Source organism: Huijunlia imazamoxiresistens (assembly GCF_037132455.1).
Lineage (GTDB): Bacteria > Bacteroidota > Bacteroidia > Chitinophagales > Chitinophagaceae > Flavisolibacter > Flavisolibacter imazamoxiresistens.
Genome location: NZ_JBBBEI010000073.1, coordinates 1 through 3093 on the forward strand (window position 1 = coordinate 1; position 3093 = coordinate 3093).

Genomic DNA, 3093 nt, shown 5'->3' on the forward strand with positions numbered 1-3093 from the left:
TGCCGCATAAGGCTTTGTAACGACTTTATTAATCCTTAGATTCGAACAAAACATCAGTTTTTAGACAAACTGACGTTAGCGGCAATTAGAAACCCTGTAATGGACACACACAAAGAATTTGAGATACTAATTAGACGGCGAATACCGTATTTAAACAATGCTCTTTTTGGGGTAGCTTTTTTCCTTTGTGTGGCTTTGTTTATCCTTTATGTTATCATGCTTCCAACCCGATACGCATCGGGAGAAATGGCGACTGCATACTATATTTTAGTTATTCCAAAATGGCTAAAAACTGTTTCTGCTTATTCTGTTGTCGGATTTTCTGTTACCTTTTGGCTTTACTACAACATGAGACTTTATAAGTCAGCAATCCTAATCTTCCATCCAAAAGAGCTTGCAATAGTCGGAAAACACATAAATCTGCATATTCCGTTCCGAAAAATTGAAAAAGTTTATTGTAAAGGATTTGTGACGTTTTCCTCCCGACGCAAAAAAGCACCAAGTTTGTACTTCAACAAAAGCAGCACAAATCAACAACATTCAAGCTAAAATACCCAGAGCTGAGCGAAGAAGTTCTTGGAGCATTTAATACTCTGAAAAACGCTGATTTCATCTTTACAAATGATAACTTGGCGGGAGACACTTTCATGGAGTAAATGCCGCTAATAGGGTGTTATAGGCAATCAAAAAGACCTCATGAGAAAATTATTAATAATTCTGACTGTGATTATCGTTTTGTCTTGTAAAATTTCCTTTGGGCAGGATAGCCGACAGCATGCAATCGATACAAAGTTGAAAAAGTGTCAAGAGACCAACGGCAGCACGATTGGTCTAGTTGAATGTAAAGAAAATGCAGAAAAGGATTGGGATGCTGAATTGAACAAATATTACAAACTTCTTTTGGGCACACTGTCTGTTGATGAAAAACAAACTTTGCGGGAAACACAAAGAGAATGGCTCTTGTTTAAAGAAAAAGAGGTGAAGTTCTATTTAAAGGTTTACGGTAGTAAAGATGGCTCAATGTGGAATGTTGTAATAGCCGATAAGAAGATGCAGATTGTGAGGCAACGTGCGATTGATCTGATGGGGTACTATGAATTACTTACACAGCAATAAAACTGATGAATGCCTACAACATGCGGCTTTGCGTCATGGCGGGGCGACGTTACTAACCTCGGCTTTTGGCCACTGTTCGGCTTAGGTTCCAGCGCAACGAACAAAGCCAGGCTTTTAATTCTTATCTTCAGCAATAAAATAATTTGGGGCCACAGTTCCGGAGCGACGAATCATGGAATGCCGCCACGATCGCAAAGCCCCTGAGCGTTGGGCGAAATGCCCTCTAGACGGGCTGAGAGTCTCTACTGATTAAAATATGCTATTTTCGAACATGGCAAAGCAGCAGCCTTTTGACATTGAAATAGATAAACTTACCCGATCAGTAGAAAATGCAATAACAGGTGACAGTTTCCCTACAGATGTGCTTGCGATAACATCGGCCGATTTGCGTAAACTGAAAAAAGAAGACTGGCTCTTCGACTGGAAAAAGGAAGGAAAGCTGTCAGGCCACCATGTGTTTAAGCTTGTTATTAAGGGAAATGCTGATATTATTCAAGGGCTCATCTCTATACAGGATCGGGGCGATCACATCTTTATGTCACTTATTGAGAGTGCTAAGTTCAACCGTGGCGTAAAAAAGGTTTATCTGGGAGTTCCAGGAAATTTAGTGGCATTTGCTTGTAAGCTTTCCTTTGACCAAGGTTATGAGGGATACGTCTCCTTTGAGAGCAAAACCCGACTAATTGACCACTACAAGCAAGCACTGGGTGCAAGTGTTCTTTTTGGCAATATTATGGCTATTGATACAACTGCTGCGCTAAAGCTTGTAACACAGTATTTTCCACAAAATCAGTAAATTGCGAATATGATCAAGGAAGCCAAAAAAGTTGATTTTCTTACTACTGGGCGCCAGCCCTCCGAGCAGGACTTTGCTCGAATAAGTGAGTGGATTAAGCAGGATAAACAAAAGAAGACAGCACGTAAGCCTTCCAAGCGGCCTGCTGAGAAGGAGAACTTCGCCCAACATGGTCTTGGCAAAAGGCGGGCTGAAAAATAATGGCTCAGCTATTATAATGCTTTTTGACTTCAGCCTAGGATTGAACTGAATTACCTTGATTTTCCGCCCTTCGCCACACCCTCGGACGTTGTAGGCAACCAAGTGACCTAGGTTTTGTATGATATTTCGATTAACAAAAATCACCGAATGGTACAGAATTCAGCCAACTGAGAAAAGAGTCTCAGCTATTCTAATGGCTAGCATCTTGTTATTTCTTTTAAGCTCTGCGGTTATCGGACAAGTTCAAAAATGCCAACTCCGAAATGGTGTGTACTATGCAGCGAGGATTTCAAAGATTGCTTCAGGAAAGAGTGGACCGCATTATTATATAGAGTACATTTTTAATGATAAACGCTATACCGGCAGCTTTCTCCCGTTCTTTGATTATAAGCCTAATCGGGAAGGGGCATACATTTTTATTAAGCTACTACCCCATAATCCAGCTATTCATCAGCACTTGGATGAAGGTGAGGTGGTAGACAGTTTATTGAAGGTAATGCCTGTAAAGGGATGGAAGACATTGCCCAATACACCGCGCCAATATCTCTTAAATGGACATTATATTCAATATAAATAATCCTGCGAGCCTACAACATGTGGCTCGTCATGGCGGGGCGACGGAAGACTCTTCGGCTTTTGTCTGCTGTTCGGCAGATGTTCCGACATGACGAGTAAAGCCAAGCTTTTAAATCTAATCTTCAGATATAAAACAAGTTTGGGCTGCAGTTTCAGGGTGAACTGAGGTGCTGCATTAATACCGGACAGTGAATTAGCCTTAAATTAGCCAAACAAATGAAAGAGAAAATGGGTCCGGAAAAGCGTCGTAAATATGATGCAGCCTTCAAAGAAGAAGTCTTGAAAATGGTCTTTAACGGCCGACCTGTGCCTGAGATCGCTCAATCTCTGGGCATCGGAGAAAACCTCATCTACCGCTGGAAAAGCCGTTATAAGGCAAAAGAACAGCAGAGCCAGGGCGAAGG

Annotated in this window: 6 protein-coding genes; all 6 read left to right on the forward strand. The window is 41.4% G+C overall.

From position 1 onward, the window contains the following. The first annotated feature begins 99 nt into the window (after window positions 1-99). Window positions 100-549: a hypothetical protein gene (locus V9K67_RS26845; RefSeq protein WP_336728181.1), complete on the forward strand. Its 450-nt coding sequence runs from the start codon at window positions 100-102 to the stop codon at window positions 547-549. A gap of 147 nt (window positions 550-696) precedes the next feature. Further along, a complete protein-coding gene (locus V9K67_RS26850) occupies window positions 697-1116 on the forward strand; it encodes a lysozyme inhibitor LprI family protein (RefSeq protein ID WP_336728183.1) in 420 nt (139 codons plus the stop codon). Between the two features lie 271 nt (window positions 1117-1387). Next, window positions 1388-1912 carry a hypothetical protein gene (locus tag V9K67_RS26855; RefSeq protein WP_336728185.1) on the forward strand — a complete coding sequence of 175 codons (525 nt, stop codon included), beginning with the start codon at window positions 1388-1390 and terminating at the stop codon, window positions 1910-1912. Window positions 1913-1921: 9 nt separating this feature from the next. Then, window positions 1922-2113, forward strand: a complete 192-nt coding sequence (locus V9K67_RS26860) for a hypothetical protein (protein ID WP_336728187.1) — start codon at window positions 1922-1924, stop codon at window positions 2111-2113. Between the two features lie 193 nt (window positions 2114-2306). Further along, window positions 2307-2690: a hypothetical protein gene (locus tag V9K67_RS26865; RefSeq protein WP_336728190.1), complete on the forward strand. Its 384-nt coding sequence runs from the start codon at window positions 2307-2309 to the stop codon at window positions 2688-2690. Window positions 2691-2905: 215 nt separating this feature from the next. After that, window positions 2906-3093: transposase (locus V9K67_RS26870; protein WP_336728192.1), on the forward strand; the 188-nt coding region annotated here is incomplete at its 3' end.